Below are 15,025 nucleotides of genomic sequence, written 5' to 3' on the forward strand. Positions count from 1 at the left end.
CGGACGCTATCGCTCTGCTTCGGGCTCAGCCGCGCCGGGGTTCTCCGGAGCTTGGCCAGGGTTCTCCAGCGCTTGGCCGGGGTTCTCCGGGGCTTGAACGGGGTTCTCCGGGGCTTGAACGGGGTTCTCCGGGGCTTGAGTGACGGCGCCTTCGGAGAGAGGGACCTGAGCGGCCGGGCCGATGATGCGCATCGCGTCACTGAGTGCCTCGCGCTGTTCCGCCGACATCATCCCGAAGAAGGCGACGAGAGCGGCGGCGGGGTTGTCACTCCGCGACCATGCTTCGTTCATCAGTGCGGCGGCGTAGGCGGCCCGAGTGGAGACCGCCTCATATCTATAGGCGCGGCCTTCCGCTTCACGGCGCACCCAGCCCTTCTGATGAAGATTGTCCAAAACGGTCATGACGGTGGTGTATGCGATGGACCGTTCCTGCTGAAGGTCTTCCAGGACTTCTCGAACGGTCACGGGGCGGTTCCACTTCCACACCCGTGTCATGACTGAGTCTTCGAGTTCTCCCAAGGGGCGAGGCACACCAGAACAATAGTGGGAGATGTCACTAATCCCATGACGGACGTGGCGGAGGGGTCATTTCCCCAACAAAAAGGGCGTACGACTCGGAATGTGAGCGAGTCGTACGCCAAGAGTGTGCGGGTGGTGACCTCGGGTCACCGGAAGTCAGGACCGGTCAGGCCTTCGGGGTCTGCTGGGCGCCTTCGGCGCGGGCGAGCACGGCGTCGACGGCCGCGTCCTCCTTGGCCTTGTTGGCGCCGCCCTGGGTCTTCACGATCGTCACGATGAGACCGCCGAAGAACACGGCCATCACTACGGGGGGCAGGAGCGCGGAGACGTATTCCATGCCCCCCAGAGTAGCTAGCCCGCGGCGAGCTGGTGCGGCGGGTCCGTCGGTCTGCGCTTGGGCGGGAAGACCTCGGCCGGGGTCGGCACGGGGCGGGGCGGCTCGGGAGCGGCCGGTTTCGCCGGCGGGGCGCTCGGCGTAACGGGCTTCGGCGCCGCCCGGTCGTCGCGCTCACTCCGGCCGCCGGGGAGGGCGAGCAGGCGCGTGCGTGAGGCGGGAACGAGGGGGCGGGGCGCCGGGGCGGACGTGCCGGACGTATGGGACCGGCCGGCGAGGCGGGCGCGTACGGCCCGTTCGGCGGTGGTCCGGCAGCGATCGAGGAGGGCGGCGGCGACCGGGTTGCCGCGCAGGGCGCGCAGCGCGGCGAGGTCGTCGGGGCCCGGCTGGTAGCCGGAGGCGAGGACGTCCTCGAGGAGTGCGAGGTAGCCGGTCGTGGTGCCGGGCAGGGCCGCCCGGTAGCGGGCGAGGTCGGCCAGCAGGAAGGCGCGGAGCCTGGCGCCCTCGCTCACCGCCTCGTCGACGGCGTCGGCGAGGCGGTGGCAGTCCTTGACGTCTTCGTCGGAGGCGGGTCTTGGATGCAGGGCGAGGGCCAGAGCGCGGCGGAGCACACGCAGCTCCTCCGTACCGAAGGCCATGCCGCCGCGAGATCCATATGGCGTGGGCATGAGCCGAAGATACGTGTTAAACGGACAAAATCCGCTTAACGCCAATATGTGGCGTGGCTACCGCTCGGTGGCTGCCGCTCGGGTGGCAGCGGCTCGCGTGGCAGCGGCTCGCGTGGCCGCCGATTCACTCCGAGCGGCGGCGGATCATCGCGAAGACGACCGCGCCGACCCCGAGGGCCCCGGCCGCGGCGACCGTGATCCAGGGGAGCACGCCCGCGCCGGTGTCCGCGATGATGCCGTCAGGACCGTCGGCGGGGTCGTCCCGGACGTCGGACGACATGCTTGAGGTGGCCGACGCGGTGGGGGCGGCGGACGGGGACACCGTCGCGGTCGGGCCGCCGGAGGAGTCGTCCACCGCGTACGTCACCGCGTGCGTCACGGTCCGCGTCATCGCGTACGTCACTGTGTGCGCCGCACGACCGCCCTCGAACCCGTCGTCGAAACCGGTGACCGCGCTCGCCGCCGCGGCCGGTCCGGCGAGCCCGGCCAGCACCCCGGCCGCCACTGTCGCGGCCAGTCGTCCCCTACGCCCCATTATCTCCACGCCCGCTCGAACCCGCCCAAGTCCCGCCCCTGCGCAGACTCTTGTATGGCGCGCGGGGTTGTGTGCGCAAGCCCCGCTTATGAGCCGCCAGTTATGAGCCGCCGGCCTCGCGGGCCCCGGCCGGAGCGGTCAAGTCCGGGCGATGTTCCGCTCGTAGACCAGGCGAAGGCCGATGAGGGTCAGCCACGGCTCGTGCTCGTCGATGACCGACGCCTCGCCGAGGACCATGGGCGCGAGGCCGCCGGTCGCGATGACCGTGACGTCGTCGGGGTCGCCGCCCGGACCGGCCAGTTCGCGGGCCATGCGCTGCACGACGCCGTCGACCTGGCCCGCGAAGCCGTACAGGATGCCCGACTGCATGGCCTCCACGGTGTTCTTGCCGATGACGCTGCGCGGCCGGGCCAGCTCGATCTTGCGGAGCTGGGCGCCCCGCACCCCGAGCGCCTCGACGGAGATCTCGATGCCGGGGGCGATGACACCACCGGTGTACTCCCCGCGCGCGGAGACCGCGTCGAACGTCGTCGCCGTGCCGAAGTCGACGACGACGGCGGGGCCTCCGTAGAGCTCGACCGCCGCGACCGCGTTGATGATGCGGTCGGCGCCGACCTCCTTGGGGTTGTCCATGAGGATCGGTACGCCGGTCTTGATGCCGGGTTCCACGAGGACGGCGGGCACGTCTCCGTAGTAGCGGCGGGTGACCTCGCGCAGTTCGTGCAGGACGGAGGGGACCGTCGAGCAGATGGCGATTCCGTCGATTCCGTCACCGAGCTCCTCGCCGAGGAGCGGGTGCATGCCCATCAAGCCGTTGAGGAGCACGGCGAGTTCGTCCGCGGTGCGGCGGGCATCGGTGGAGATGCGCCAGTGCTCGACGATCTCTTCGCCGTCGAAGAGGCCGAGGACGGTGTGGGTGTTTCCGACGTCGATGGTCAGCAGCATGTCGTCGTCACTCCGCCCCATCGGAAAGCGCGCGAGGCGCTTCCTTGGAAGGGTGGTGGGAGACGGGCGGGCGCAGGTCGAGGCCGATGTCCAGGATCGGCGCGGAGTGGGTGAGGGAGCCCACCGCGAGGAAGTCCACGCCCGTGTCCGCGTACGCCCGGGCGTTCTCCAGGGTGAGGCGGCCCGATGACTCCAGGATCGCGCGGCCCGCCACGATGGCCACGGCCTCCTCGGTCTCGCCCGGCGTGAAGTTGTCCAGGAGGATCAGGTCGGCGCCCGCGTCCACGACCTCGCGCAGCTGGTGGAGGGTGTCGACCTCGACCTCCACGGCGAGGTCGGGGAAGGCGGCGCGCACGGCCTTGAAGGCCTGCTCCACGCCTCCCGCGGCCACCACGTGGTTGTCCTTGACCAGTGCCGCGTCGGAGAGCGACATGCGGTGGTTCACGCCGCCGCCCATGCGCACCGCGTACTTCTCCAGGGCGCGCAGCCCGGCCGTCGTCTTGCGGGTGTCGCGGACCTTGGCGCTCGTGCCGTCGAGCGCGTCGGCCCACGCGCGCGTGGCCGTGGCCACGCCGGAGAGGCGGCACAGGAGGTTGAGCGCGGTGCGCTCGGCGGTGAGCAGGTCGCGGGTGCGGGTGGCGACGCTGAGCAGCTTGGCGCCCGCCTCCACCCGGTCGCCGTCCTCCACGTGCCGCTCGACCTCGAACGTGTCCGTGCAGACGAGGGAGATGACGGCTTCGGCGATGCGCAGGCCGGCGACCGTGCCGGCCTCGCGCGCGGTGAAGTCGCCGGTGGCGACGGCCTCTTCGGGGATCGTGGCGACCGAGGTGACGTCCACGCCGCCGTCCAGGTCCTCCTCGATCGCCATGTGCGCGATGTCCTCGACCTGTACGGGGTCGAGCCCCGCGTCGGTCAGGAGCTGCGCGAGGGCGGGGTCGAGGCCGCACTCCAGGGGGTCGTACGCGTCGTCCGCGCCGCAGCCGCAGGCATCGCCGCAGCCGCCGCCTGTGGGGGCGAGAGGGAGGTCGTCGGGGGTGCTCACGGTCACATCTCCTGGGGACTTGGGCGGCCGGGACTCGGGCTGAGGCTGGAGCTCGGGCCGGGGCCTGGACTGGTCGGCGGGAAGTCGGGGGACTCTGTCGTGTGCGCCGCCAGGGTCCGGTCCGCGTTCAGGCGTACGACGATGTGGCGCCGCCAGGCCTCGTCGTCGCGGTCGGGGTGGTCCTCGCGCCAGTGGCAGCCGCGGGTCTCCTCGCGGCGCTGTGCGGCGGCCACCAGGACGCGTGCCACGCACAGGAGGTTGGTGGTCTCCCAGGTGTCGACGCCGGGCTCGGCGGTCTTGCCGTCCTCGGCGAGCGCGCCCGCCGCCTCGGCGTGGATGCGGGCGAGTCGGGCCGCGGCGTCGGAGAGGGAGTCGGCGGACCGGAGCACTCCGGCGCCGTCGGTCATCACGCGCTGGATGGCGAAACGGGCCTCGGGGGGCAGCAGGGGGTGCGCGGGGGTGTCGGGGTGGGGCACCGGTGCGGGTGCCGGCACGGGGATGGGTACTGCCGCGTAGAGCGCGGGGAGGGTCTTCTCCGCGTGCCGCGCCGCGATGTCCGCGGCGATGCGCTCGGCGTAGACCAGGCCCTCGAGGAGGGAGTTGGAGGCGAGGCGGTTGGCGCCGTGGACGCCGGTGCAGGCGACCTCGCCGCAGGCGTACAGGCCCGGGACCGTGGTGCGGCCGTGCGGGTCGGTGCGGACGCCGCCGGAGGCGTAGTGCGCGGCCGGGGCGACGGGGACGGGCTCGGTCACCGGGTCGATGCCGTGGGCACGGCAGGCGGCGAGGATCGTCGGGAAGCGGTTCTCCCACATGTCGGCGCCGAAGTGCCTGGCGTCGAGGTACATGTGCTCGGCGCCCTTCTCCTGCATGCGCCGCGTGATGCCCTTGGCCACGATGTCCCGGGGCGCGAGCTCCGCGAGTTCGTGCTGGCCGACCATGAAACGCACGCCGTCCGCGTCCACGAGGTGGGCTCCCTCGCCGCGCACCGCTTCGGAGACCAGCGGCTGCTGGCCCTCCGCGTCGGCGCCCAGGAAGAGCACGGTGGGGTGGAACTGCACGAACTCCAGGTCGCTCACCTCGGCTCCCGCGCGCAGGGCGAGCGCGACACCGTCGCCCGTCGACACGGAGGGGTTCGTGGTCGCCGAGAAGACCTGGCCCATGCCGCCGGTGGCGAGGACGACCGCGGGGGCGTGGACGGCGCCCACGCCGTCGTGCTGGCCCTCTCCCATGACGTGCAGGGAGACACCGGCCGTGCGTCCTTCGGCATCCGTGAGGAGGTCGAGGACCAGGGCGTTCTCCACTGTCGGTATGCCATGCGCGCGCACCGCTTCGACGAGGGCGCGGGAGATCTCCGCGCCGGTCGCGTCGCCGCCCGCGTGCGCGATGCGGCGGCGGTGGTGGCCGCCCTCGCGGGCCAGCTCGATGTCGCCTTCGGGTCCTGTGTCGAAGTGCGCGCCGGTCTCGATGAGGCGGCGCACGGCGCCGGGGCCCTCGGTGACCAGAGTGCGCACGGCCTCCTCGTCGCACAGCCCGGCGCCCGCCACGAGGGTGTCGTCCAGGTGCTGCTCGGGGGTGTCGCCCTCGCCGATCGCCGCGGCGACGCCGCCCTGGGCCCAGCGCGTGGAGCCTTCGTCCAGGCTGGCCTTGGTGACCACGACGGTTTTCAGGCCCGCCGCCGAGCAGCGCAGGGCCGCGGTCAGTCCGGCCACTCCGGAGCCGACGACGACGACGTCGGCGGCCAGGGACCAGCCGGGGGCGGGGGCGTGCAGACGTATTCCGGTGGCACTCATGCGGTGGCTCCGAACGTGAGCGGAATGTTGTCGATCAGACGGGTCGCGCCGACCTTGGCGGCGACGGCGAGGACCGCCTCACCGATGTGGCCCGGCCGTACGTCCGTGAAGTCGGCCGGGTCGACAAGGGCCAGGTAGTCGAGCTCCAGCGGGGGTTGGCGGCGGGCCGCCTCGTCGAGGACCTGCCGGGCGGCGGCGCGGACGGCCGCGGGGCCGCCGGGCACGGCCGGCGTGACGGACTGGGCCAGGGCGTGGGTGTCGGCCGCGGCGCGGGACTCCCCCAGGGCGTTCAGGGCGTCGGCGCGTGCGCGCGTGACGGGGGCCAGCGCGGCCCGCGCGTGGAGGGCTTCCTGCGCGGCGTGCCGGTCGCGGCCCGCGAAGAGAGCGCCGGAGAGCGCGAGTGCGGTGCGCCGCTCGGCCGGGGAGAGATAGCGGTTGCGGCTGGAGAGGGCCAGGCCGTCGTCCTCGCGCACGGTGGGTACGCCGACGATCTCGACGCCGAAGTTCAGGTCCTGCACCATGCGGCGGATGAGGGCGAGCTGCTGGGCGTCCTTCTGTCCGAACAGCGCCGCGTCGGGCCGTGTGAGGTGCAGCAGCTTGGCGACGACCGTGAGCATGCCGTCGAAGTGCCCGGGGCGTGTTGCCCCTTCGAGGAGTGTGCCCATGGGGCCCGCGCTGATCCGGACCTGCGGGTCGCCGCCCGGATAGACCTCCTCGACGGACGGTGCGAACACGAAGTCCGCGCCTTCTTGTCCGGCGATCTTGACGTCGGCGTCCAGCGTGCGGGGATAGCGGCCGAGGTCCTCGCCCGCGCCGAACTGGAGGGGGTTCACGAAGACCGTGACGACGACTTCGCCCTCTTCGCCCGCTATGCGGCGCGCGGTGCGGATCAGCGTGGCGTGACCCTCGTGCAGGGCCCCCATGGTCATGACGACGACCCGGCGGCCCGCACGCGTGCGCGTGCGCAGTGGTTCGGCGGTGTGCACCAGGCTGGTCATCGCGTGCCTCCCCCGGCGCCGCTCCCGCCCTCTCCGTTCGCCAGGACCCCCAGGAGGTCCTCGGCGAGCTCGGGCTTGAGCAGTCCGTGGGCGAGCGCCCGGTCGGCGGTCGCGCGGGCCATCGCCAGATATCCGGCGACGGTCTGCGGCGCGTGCTTGCGCAGCTCGGCGACGTGCGCGGCGACGGTGCCCGCGTCCCCGCGCGCGACGGGTCCGGTGAGTGCGGCGTCCCCGGACCGCAGCGCGTTGTCCAGGGCGGCTCCGAGCAGCGGGCCGAGCATCCGGTCGGGGGCCTCCACGCCCGCGTCCCGGAGCAGGTCCATGGACTCGGCGACCAGCGTGACCAGGTGGTTCGCGCCGAGCGCGAGCGCCGCGTGGTAGAGCGGGCGGGACTCCTCGGCGATCCATTCGGGCTCGCCGCCCATCTCGATGACCAGCGCCTCGGCGGCGAGGCGCAGTTCCTCGGGGGCGGTGATGCCGAAGGAGCAGCCCGCCAGGCGCTGCACGTCGACGGGGGTGCCGGTGAACGTCATGGCGGGGTGCAGGGCGAGCGGCAGGGCGCCTGCTCGCAGCGCGGGCTCGAGCACCTTGGTGCCGTACCGCCCCGAGGTGTGCACCATGAGCTGGCCGGGGCGGACCGCTTCGGTCTCGACGAGGCCTTCCACGAGGCTCGGCAGGGCGTCGTCCGGCACGGTCAGGAGGACCAGGTCGGCGCGCTCCAGGACCTGGGCGGGCGTGACGAGGGGGACGTCGGGCAGCAGGAGCGCCGCGCGTCTCACGGACGCCTCCGAGACTCCTGACGCGGCGACCGGGCGGTGCCCGGCGAGCTGGAGTGCCGCGGCGAGCGCGGGGCCGACACGGCCCGCTCCCACGACGCCCACCGTGAGCCTCGCGGGGCGGTCCCGCGGGTCTGGCTGATGAGGTGCGTTCACGCGATGACGCCTTCCCGTTCCAGTCCGCTCGGGGTACCGGACGATTTCTCGTCATGCTAACGCGATTGGTCCGCGCCGCGTCCTGCGCTGTCCACAGGCTGTGGGTATTGATATGACCGGCGGCCGACCGCACGGCATGCTCGGGGGATGACGTCACACGACGAAGCACCGGGGCCGGAGCAGCATGCGGACGGCGACGGATCCGAGGCGAGCGCGGAGGACCTGCTGGCCGCCCGCCGCCGGGCCGCGGGATTCGGCGCCGACCGGACCCTCCACCGCTGGTCCGCGCACGTCCCGCTCGCCACGCGCCTCTCGGCACTCGCGGAAGCGGCCTCGCAGGTCGTGGGTCCTGCCGAGCCCGTCGACATCTACGGCGACGCCGTCGTCGGCCGCCTGGAGGACGAGGTCGCCCGGCTGCTCGGCAAGGAGGACGCCGCCTTCTTCCCGACCGGCACGATGGCCCAGCAGGTCGCCCTGCGCTGCTGGGCGGGCCGCACGGGCGACGCGACTGTCGCCCTGCACCCGAGGGCCCACCCCGAGGTCCACGAAAGGGGCGCCCTGTACGCGGTGAGCGGCTTGCGCACGGTGCATCCGACGAGCGAGCCGCGGCTGCCGACGGCCGGGGAAGTGCGGGACTTCGAAGAGCCCTTCGGGACGCTGATGCTCGAACTGCCGCTCCGGGACGCCGGTTTCGTCCTGCCGTCCTGGGAGGAGCTCGTAGAGGTCGTGGAGGCGGCCCGCGAACGCGACGCCGTGGTGCACTTCGACGGTGCCCGCCTGTGGGAGTGCACGCCGCACTTCGGCCGCCCCCTCGCGGAGATCGCCGGGCTCGCGGACACCGTCTACGTGTCGTTCTACAAGTCCCTGGACGGCCTGAGCGGCGCGGCGCTCGCGGGCCCGCGCACCTTGATCGACGAGGCGAAGACCTGGCGGCACCGTTACGGCGGGCTGGTCTTCCAGCAGTACCCGGCCGCCGTCGCCGCCCTGCTCGGCCTGCGGAACACGCTTCCGCGCCTGCCGGATTACGTCGCCCACGCGCGCGTGGTGGCCGACGCGCTGCGCGAGGGGTTCGCGGCCGCCGGGGTGCCCTGGTCGCGGGTGCACCCCGAGCGGCCGCACACCCATCAGTTCCAGGTCTGGCTGCCGTACGACGCCGATGTCCTGACCGAGGCCGCGCTCGGGCAGGCGGAGGAGACCAAGACCCACCTGTTCAGCCGCTGGTCCCCCGACGGGCCGCCCGGCCTCTCGGTCACGGAGGTCACCGTGACCGAGGCGGGCCTGGAGTGGACGCCCGGCGACGTCAATGATGCGGTCGCGGAGTTCGTACGGCGGATCCCCGGCTGAGCCCGGCGCGGGCGACGAAGCCGGCCAGGGCGGCGCGGAACCGTCCGTGGGCGGGGCGTTCCTCGACGACGGCACGGAAGCGTCCGTAGTCGCGCACCTCGCGGACGATCTGCCAGTCCTGCCGACCGGGGGCGGGCGGGGTGCGTTCGTCGTGCTGGGCGGCGCGGTAGCTGTCGAGCAGGTACTGCTGAGTGATGCTCATGACGGGTTCGCCTCTCAAGACAAATAGTACTTATCGGGCACCCATGGGACGACGGGAAGCAGAGTCGGCGCAGGAGTGGGTTGAGACGGGCCGCTGTGGATGCCGACCCGGTCACCACAGACTGCGCCCGCCACCGAGCCGCCGTCGCGCCGATTGACACCGGACGTCAATCGGCGGCCGGGATGTCAGTGGCGCGGTGCACGATGGGGCCATGAGCGTGCACATCGAGATCGCGGGCCTGCCGCAGGAGCGGATCTTCTTCGACCCTTCGCCCCTGGCCGAGCTGGGCGTCGCCCTGCACGCGCTGTCCGAACCGGGACACCATCCGGGTCTGCACGGCTGGGCCACGGCGACCACCGCCTGCCTCAAGCCGGACCTCGCCGACCGGCTGTGCGAGGCGGACTTCCTGTGGCGGAACACGTTCTCGGACGTGTTCATGCCGTTCGCGGGCCTCGTGGACGGCGACGGCAGGCCGGGAGCGACGCTCGCCGAGGAGCTCGACCTGCTCGACCGCCTGGACGACGAGCGATTCGTCATGGCGGCCCTGGAGTTCACCTGCGGCACGACGTACAACGAAGGCGGGCCTTCGCCGCTCACCGACCCCGTCAGGGGCGCCCGTGCCCTGGAGCTCGCCGCCACGCGCGGCACCCGGCAGCTGGACTTCGCCGAGCGCCTCCTGGCCGATCCGCACACCGTCCGGGCCTGGCTGCGCCGCCTCCTGGAGGACTGCGACGAGGCGTTCTTCGCCGACACCTGGCGACGGGTGCGCGTCCAACTGGCCGCCGACGCCCGGCACAAGACCGAGATACTGCGCCACAAGGGCCTGGCCGAGGTGCTCACCTCGGTGTCGGCGGCGCTCTCGGTGGACGCCGAAGGACGCCGCGTCACCGCGGACAAACTGGTGCCGGGCACCACGACGGCCCTGGACCACACCCTGGGCGCGGGGCTCACGTTCGTGCCCTCGCACTTCGCCTGGCCGCACCTGATGGTCCTGCACGCCCCGGGCTGGCGCCCGGTGATCCATTACCCCGTGTCCGCCCCGGACCTGGCCAAGCCCACCTCCGTGGAGACCCTGGAGCGGCGGCTCACGGCCCTGGCCCACCCCGTGCGCCTGCGGCTGTGCCGCGACATGGCCCGCGCGCCCTTCAGCACCGGCGAGCTGGCCCACGCCACCGGGCTCACGGCGCCGGAGGTCTCCCGCCACCTCACGCTCCTGAAGAAGGCGGGCCTGGTCACCACGGCACGTCGCGGCCGGTACGTGATGCACCAGCTGGACGTCACCGTGGTGGCCCGCCTCGGCAGCGACTTCCTGGAGGGCATCCTGCGCTGACTCCGCGGCTCCCCGGGGTCAAAGACCCCGCACGGCCGGATCAGAGCCCCCGCACGGCCGCCCGCGATCAGGGCAGCCGCAGCCGTCAGGCCGCCCCGCCGCCCGCCCGCACCAGACCCGTCTCGTACGCGAGAACCACCACCTGCACCCGGTCCCGCAGTCCGAGCTTGGTCAGGATGCGCCCCACGTGGGTCTTCACCGTGGCCTCCGACAGGACGAGCCGCGCCGCGATCTCCCCGTTCGAAAGTCCCTGGGCGACCAGGATCATGACCTCGCGCTCACGTTCCGTGAGCCGCTCGAGCTCCTTGTACTGCGGCTGCCCGCCCGCGTTCGGCAGCATCGGAGCGAAGCGGTCGAGGAGGCGCCGCGTCGTGGACGGCGCGACCACCGCGTCACCACTGTGCACGGAGCGGATCGCGGCGAGCAGCTCCCCCGGAGGCACGTCCTTCAGCATGAAACCGGAGGCGCCCGCCTTGAGGCCCGAGAAGGCGTACTCGTCGAGGTCGAAGGTCGTCAGGATGAGGACCTTCGGCGGGTTCTCGTCCTGGCAGATGCGCCGGGTCGTCTCCACACCGTCCAGTTTCGGCATGCGTACGTCCATGAGCACCACGTCGACCTCGGTCGTCCGCAGCACCTGGAGCGCCTCGACACCGTCGCCCGCCTCCGCGACGACCTCCATGTCCGGCTGTGCGGCGAGGACCATGCGGAACCCGGTGCGCAGCAGCGCCTGGTCGTCGACGAGCATGACGCGGATCGACATCAAGGGCCCTCTCCTGAATGTGTTCTGGTGAATGTGTTCTGGATGTGCTCATGAGCGAATTCATGAGCGAATCGGTGTGGTCACGAGCCTAGGGCGTGGACGAATCGGTGACAGGTGTCAATTTGCGGGCTTGAGCGGGAGCAGCGCACTGATGCGGAAGCCGCCGCCCGGGCGCGGACCCGCGTCCAGGGTGCCGCCGACCATGCCGACGCGTTCCCGCATGCCGATCAGGCCGTGCCCGCTGCCGTCGGCGCCGCCGTCCTCGTACAACTCGTGCGGCGCGCCCTTGCCGTCGTCCTCGACGAGCAGCCCAAGGCCGTCGTCGAAGTAGACGAGGCGCACGCTCGCGCCGGTGTTCTCGCCGCCGTGCTTGCGGGTGTTGGTGAGCGCCTCCTGCACGATGCGGTACGCCGTGAGCTCCACGCCGCTCGGCAGCGGGCGCGGGGTGCCCTCGACCTTGAAGTCGACCGGGAGACCGGCCGTGCGCACCTGCTCGATGAGCTCGTCGAGCTGCTCGACGTCGGGCTGCGGAACGTACTCACCGCTCTCCTCGTGCTCGCCGGTGCGCAGCACGCCGAGCAGCCTGCGCATCTCGGCCAGCGCCTGGCGGCCGGTGCCCGAGATGGTCTCCAGGGCCTGCTTGGCCTGCTCGGGGGCCGCGTCGAGGACGTACGCGGCGCCGTCGGCCTGGACGACCATCACCGAGACGTTGTGCGCGACCACGTCGTGCAGCTCGCGGGCGATCCTGGCCCGCTCGGCCGCCACCGCGACCTTGGACTGCGCGGCCCGCTCCTTCTCCAGGCGGTCGGCGCGCTCCTCGAGCTGGGCGAAGTAGGCGCGACGGGTGCGGATGGAGTCGCCGAGCACCCAGGCGAGTGCGAAGGGCACCATCTGGAAGACCGTGAAGAGGATGTTGCCGAAGACGCTTATGCTCCCCTCCGGCCAGCGCATCGACGAAAGCGGAGCCGCGCACAGACCGCCGATCAGGGCGAACCGCGAGGCCCACTTCGCGCCGTCGGCAGACGCCGTATAGATGATCACCAGCATCGCGAAGTCGGCGGGCATCGTCTTGACGTCGAAGATCAGCTGGACGACACCGAGGACGACGGCGAGCACCAGCATCTTCTCGGTGTACTTGCGGCGCAGCGCCACCACGACGGACATGCCGACGGCGACCAGAGCGGCCACGACCACCGGGCCATGGCCTGCCCCCTCGCCATTGGAGACCAGACCGATGCCGGAGATCCCGAGCAGGACGACGGCCCAGAAGCCATCGACCCCGGTCGGGTGTCTGCGGAGGAAGTCATAGACGCGTTGCACGTCACCCAGCGTAGGCAGCGGTTCGGCCCTCCGGGGTCAACCGGAGGGCCGATCCGTATCGCTCGCATGTACTCCCCAAGGTGGAGGCCGCTTAGCCTTCTCGCGTGACGAACGAGGTCCGGGGCGAACGGAAAGACACGCGGCGCGGCTGGCAGGAGGCCATGGAGGCCGCCCTCTACGGGCCTGACGGCTTCTATCTGCGCCCCGAAGGACCCGCGGGGCACTTCCGTACGTCGGTGCACGCGTCGCCGCTCTTCGCGGGCGCGGTGGCCCGGCTGCTGTGCCGCGTGGACGAGGCGCTCGGCCACCCGGTCGAGTTGGCCTTCGTCGATCTCGGCGCGGGCCGAGGCGAGTTGACCGCGGGCGTCCTGGCCGCGCTGCCCGCCGAGGTGGCGACGCGCGCGCGTGCCTTCGCGGTCGAGCGGGCCGAACGCCCGGAGGGGCTCGATCCGCGCGTCGAGTGGTGCGGCCGGGCGCCGGACGGCGTCATGGGCCTGCTGTTCGCCAACGAGTGGCTGGACAACGTCCCTCTGGATGTCGCCGAGGTGGCGCCGGACGGTGTCGTCCGGCGTGTTCTCGTACGCGACGACGGCACCGAGTCGCTGGGCGGCCCCGTCGAAGGGCCGGACGCCCAGTGGCTCGCGCGCTGGTGGCCACTCGCCCCGGAGCCGGGCCTGCGCGCGGAGATCGGCCGCCCCAGGGACGAGGCGTGGGCGAGCGCTTCGGGGGCGCTGACGCGGGGCCTTGCGGTCGCGGTCGACTACGCGCACGACCGCGCCGGACGGCCGCCCTTCGGCACCCTGGCCGGCTTTTGCGCGGGCCGCGGGACGGCGCCCGTGCCGGACGGCACGTGCGACATCACGGCCCATGTGGCACTGGACGCGTGCGCGCTGCCCGGAGCGGCCCGGCTGACCCAGCGTGCGGCCCTGAACGCCCTGGGGGTGAGCGGTGGCCGCCCGCCCCTCTCCTTGGCCTCCAGCGATCCGGTGGCGTACGTACAGGCCCTCACGCGCGCGGGAGAGGCCGCCGAGCTGACCGCTCCGGGCGGGCTCGGCGACTTCGGATGGCTGATCCAGCCGGTGGGGCTGAGCGACCCGCTGCTTGTTGAGCGACCGCTACTTGCTGAGTGACCCGCTACTTGTCGATGTCGCCGACCACGAAGAACAGTGATCCCAGGATCGCCACCATGTCGGCGACGAGCTGGCCGGGCAGCAGTTCGGCGAGGGCCTGGATGTTGTTGTACGACGCCGAGCGGAGCTTGAGGCGGTAAGGGGTCTTCTCGCCCTTGGAGACCAGGTAGTAGCCGTTGATGCCGAGGGGATTCTCGGTCCACGCGTACGTGTGGCCCTCGGGGGCCTTGAGCACCTTCGGGAGGCGCTGGTTGATCGGCCCCTGCGGCAGTTCGGCGAGCCGCTCCAGGCAGGCGTCGGCGAGGTCGAGGGCGACGTGGGTCTGCTCCAGGAGGCACTCGAAGCGGGCCAGGCAGTCGCCCTCCTGCCGCGTGACGACCTTCAGGGTGTCCTGGAGCTCCCCGTACGCGAGGTAGGGCTCGTCGCGGCGCAGGTCGAAGTCGACTCCGGAGGCGCGGGCGATGGGACCGCTCACTCCGTAGGCGTGCACGGCCTCCGGGGACAGCACTCCGACGCCGCGCGTACGACCGCGGAAGATCTCGTTCCCGAGGACCAGCTTGTCGTAGACGTCCATCCGGGAGCGGACCGACGCGACAGCGCCGCGCGCGCGTGCGGTCCACCCGGCGGGCAGGTCCTCCTTAAGGCCGCCCACCCGGTTGAACATGTAGTGCATGCGGCCGCCGGAGATCTCCTCCATCACGTTCTGGAGCTCCTCGCGCTCCCGGAACGCGTGGAACACCGGGGTGATTCCGCCCAGTTCGAGCGGGTACGAACCGAGGAACATCAGGTGGTTGAGGACGCGGTTCAGCTCGGCGAGGAGCGTGCGCATCCAGACGGCGCGCTCGGGCACCTCCATGCCGAGCATCCGCTCCACGGCAAGGACGACACCGAGTTCGTTCGAGAACGCGGAAAGCCAGTCGTGCCGGTTGGCGAGCACCACGATCTGCCGGTAGTCACGCGCCTCGAAGAGCTTCTCCGCGCCGCGGTGCATATAGCCGATGACTGGCTCCGCCTGCTCGATCCGCTCGCCGTCGAGGACGAGCCGCAGGCGCAGCACTCCGTGCGTGGAGGGGTGCTGGGGTCCGATGTTGAGCACCATGTCGGTGCTCTCCGCGGCGCCGCCGATGCCGAGCGTGGTCTCCGTCGTGGGGCTCATGCGCGCATTCTCTCGTACGC

General features: G+C 72.1%; 16 protein-coding genes. 3 read left to right on the forward strand and 13 right to left on the reverse strand.

The features are described 5' to 3' along the window. Positions 1–6: 6 nt before the first annotated feature. The 9 genes from ACFVXC_RS05280 to ACFVXC_RS05320 all read right to left on the reverse strand — a co-directional run bounded on the left by ACFVXC_RS05280 (position 7) and on the right by ACFVXC_RS05320 (position 7,763). Entirely contained in the window at positions 7–531 is a 525-nt protein-coding gene (locus ACFVXC_RS05280; RefSeq protein ID WP_389901644.1) for a BlaI/MecI/CopY family transcriptional regulator, read from the reverse strand. 154 nt (positions 532–685) lie between these two features. Continuing rightward, on the reverse strand, positions 686–856 hold the full coding sequence (locus tag ACFVXC_RS05285) for a hypothetical protein (RefSeq protein ID WP_383267737.1): 171 nt from the start codon (positions 854–856) through the stop codon (positions 686–688). A 14-nt stretch (positions 857–870) separates the two neighbouring features. Then, on the reverse strand, positions 871–1,521 hold the full coding sequence (locus tag ACFVXC_RS05290; RefSeq protein ID WP_389901646.1) for a hypothetical protein: 651 nt from the start codon (positions 1,519–1,521) through the stop codon (positions 871–873). A 124-nt stretch (positions 1,522–1,645) separates the two neighbouring features. Next, positions 1,646–2,056 (reverse strand): hypothetical protein, encoded by a 411-nt coding sequence (locus ACFVXC_RS05295; protein ID WP_389901648.1) that lies wholly within the window; start codon positions 2,054–2,056, stop codon positions 1,646–1,648. Positions 2,057–2,194: 138 nt separating this feature from the next. Continuing rightward, positions 2,195–3,001: a type III pantothenate kinase gene (locus tag ACFVXC_RS05300; RefSeq protein ID WP_389901650.1), complete on the reverse strand. Its 807-nt coding sequence runs from the start codon at positions 2,999–3,001 to the stop codon at positions 2,195–2,197. 7 nt (positions 3,002–3,008) lie between these two features. Next, complete coding sequence (gene nadC / locus ACFVXC_RS05305; protein ID WP_389901652.1) at positions 3,009–4,043, reverse strand: carboxylating nicotinate-nucleotide diphosphorylase; 1,035 nt, start codon at positions 4,041–4,043, stop codon at positions 3,009–3,011. Between the two features lie 2 nt (positions 4,044–4,045). Further along, the gene (locus ACFVXC_RS05310; protein WP_389901653.1) at positions 4,046–5,833 is read right to left on the reverse strand and encodes an L-aspartate oxidase; all 1,788 of its coding nucleotides are present in this window, start codon (positions 5,831–5,833) and stop codon (positions 4,046–4,048) included. Continuing rightward, positions 5,830–6,831 (reverse strand): pantoate--beta-alanine ligase, encoded by a 1,002-nt coding sequence (panC, locus tag ACFVXC_RS05315; protein ID WP_389901654.1) that lies wholly within the window; start codon positions 6,829–6,831, stop codon positions 5,830–5,832. Before panC ends, ACFVXC_RS05310 begins: the two co-directional genes overlap by 4 nt. Then, positions 6,828–7,763, reverse strand: a complete 936-nt coding sequence (locus ACFVXC_RS05320) for a Rossmann-like and DUF2520 domain-containing protein (RefSeq protein WP_389901656.1) — start codon at positions 7,761–7,763, stop codon at positions 6,828–6,830. The genes panC and ACFVXC_RS05320 overlap by 4 nt, the downstream gene beginning before the upstream one ends. A gap of 147 nt (positions 7,764–7,910) precedes the next feature. Between ACFVXC_RS05320 and ACFVXC_RS05325 the strand changes: the two genes are divergently transcribed. Beyond that, complete coding sequence (locus ACFVXC_RS05325) at positions 7,911–9,107, forward strand: threonine aldolase family protein (RefSeq protein ID WP_389901658.1); 1,197 nt, start codon at positions 7,911–7,913, stop codon at positions 9,105–9,107. Here the strand turns inward: ACFVXC_RS05325 and ACFVXC_RS05330 are convergent. Beyond that, positions 9,064–9,309 (reverse strand): hypothetical protein, encoded by a 246-nt coding sequence (locus ACFVXC_RS05330; protein ID WP_389901661.1) that lies wholly within the window; start codon positions 9,307–9,309, stop codon positions 9,064–9,066. The two genes, ACFVXC_RS05325 and ACFVXC_RS05330, sit on opposite strands and share 44 nt — an antisense overlap. 217 nt (positions 9,310–9,526) lie before the next feature. On the opposite strand from ACFVXC_RS05330, the gene ACFVXC_RS05335 reads away from it, so the two are divergent. After that, on the forward strand, positions 9,527–10,639 hold the full coding sequence (locus ACFVXC_RS05335; RefSeq protein WP_389902977.1) for a DUF5937 family protein: 1,113 nt from the start codon (positions 9,527–9,529) through the stop codon (positions 10,637–10,639). Between the two features lie 85 nt (positions 10,640–10,724). Here the strand turns inward: ACFVXC_RS05335 and ACFVXC_RS05340 are convergent, their stop codons facing one another. Both ACFVXC_RS05340 and ACFVXC_RS05345 read right to left on the reverse strand, forming a co-directional pair. Further along, positions 10,725–11,399 (reverse strand): response regulator, encoded by a 675-nt coding sequence (locus ACFVXC_RS05340; protein ID WP_389901664.1) that lies wholly within the window; start codon positions 11,397–11,399, stop codon positions 10,725–10,727. A gap of 117 nt (positions 11,400–11,516) precedes the next feature. Further along, positions 11,517–12,719 (reverse strand): sensor histidine kinase, encoded by a 1,203-nt coding sequence (locus tag ACFVXC_RS05345; RefSeq protein WP_389901666.1) that lies wholly within the window; start codon positions 12,717–12,719, stop codon positions 11,517–11,519. Between the two features lie 161 nt (positions 12,720–12,880). Between ACFVXC_RS05345 and ACFVXC_RS05350 the strand changes: the two genes are divergently transcribed. After that, complete coding sequence (locus tag ACFVXC_RS05350; RefSeq protein ID WP_389902979.1) at positions 12,881–13,849, forward strand: SAM-dependent methyltransferase; 969 nt, start codon at positions 12,881–12,883, stop codon at positions 13,847–13,849. Between the two features lie 4 nt (positions 13,850–13,853). On the opposite strand, the gene ACFVXC_RS05355 is transcribed toward ACFVXC_RS05350, so the two are convergent. After that, positions 13,854–15,005, reverse strand: coding sequence for an NADH-quinone oxidoreductase subunit D (locus ACFVXC_RS05355; protein WP_389901669.1), 1,152 nt, complete (start codon positions 15,003–15,005; stop codon positions 13,854–13,856). Between the last annotated feature and the right edge of the window lie 20 nt (positions 15,006–15,025).

Source organism: Streptomyces sp. NPDC058257 (genome assembly GCF_042881845.1).
Taxonomy (GTDB): Bacteria; Actinomycetota; Actinomycetes; order Streptomycetales; family Streptomycetaceae; genus Streptomyces.